The sequence below is a fragment of the Alcanivorax sp. HI0044 genome (genome assembly GCF_001634945.1).
Genome location: NZ_LWEZ01001068.1, coordinates 1 through 608 on the forward strand (window position 1 = coordinate 1; position 608 = coordinate 608).

At 59.7% G+C, this 608-nt stretch carries 1 protein-coding gene; it reads right to left on the reverse strand.

Features of this window, described 5'->3' with window-relative positions:
* Positions 1-236: 236 nt before the first annotated feature.
* A partial coding sequence (locus A3730_RS12800) for a carboxymuconolactone decarboxylase family protein (protein WP_197477472.1) occupies positions 237-608 on the reverse strand: 372 nt, incomplete at its 5' end.

The window sequence follows — 608 nt, forward strand, 5'->3', positions numbered from 1 at the left end:
GTAATCAGCCATTCGTTGTCTGAGACAAACGCCAGTGACCAGGGGTGATGCAGGCCACCGGTGATTGCGGTGGCGGTAATGCTGTTGTCGGTCTGTGGCTCCAGGGTGGCGGTGGTGTCCGCGCAGGCGCTGAGGGCAAGGCTGGATAGCATGGTGATAATGACAGTGCGCATGGCAGGCTCCGGATCGAATATGATTCGAAGCATGCCATGGGCCTGTGGCAGTGAAAACCGTTGTTACTCCGGGTGCGTCTGGAAGCCGACGCTGAAACGGTTCCACATATTGATAACGCCGATCACGTAGCTCAGGTCACTGCGTTCTTTTTCGCTGAAGTGTTCCGCCAGAGCTGCATAGGCGGCGTCACCATCGCCGCCCTGGCTGAGGCGGGTCAGGTATTCGGTCCAGCCCAGGGCTGCTTGCTCTCGTTCGCTGAACCAGTCGGTATCGCGCCAGCCAGCGACAGTATCTATGCGTGCGTTGTCCTCCCCCAGTTTACGTGCTTGGGCGGCGTGCATGTGCATGCAAAAGGCGCAGCCGTTGATCTGTGATGCCCGCAGTTCCACCAGGGCGATCAGTCGCTTATCCAGCCCGGTGGCGTCGATGACGGC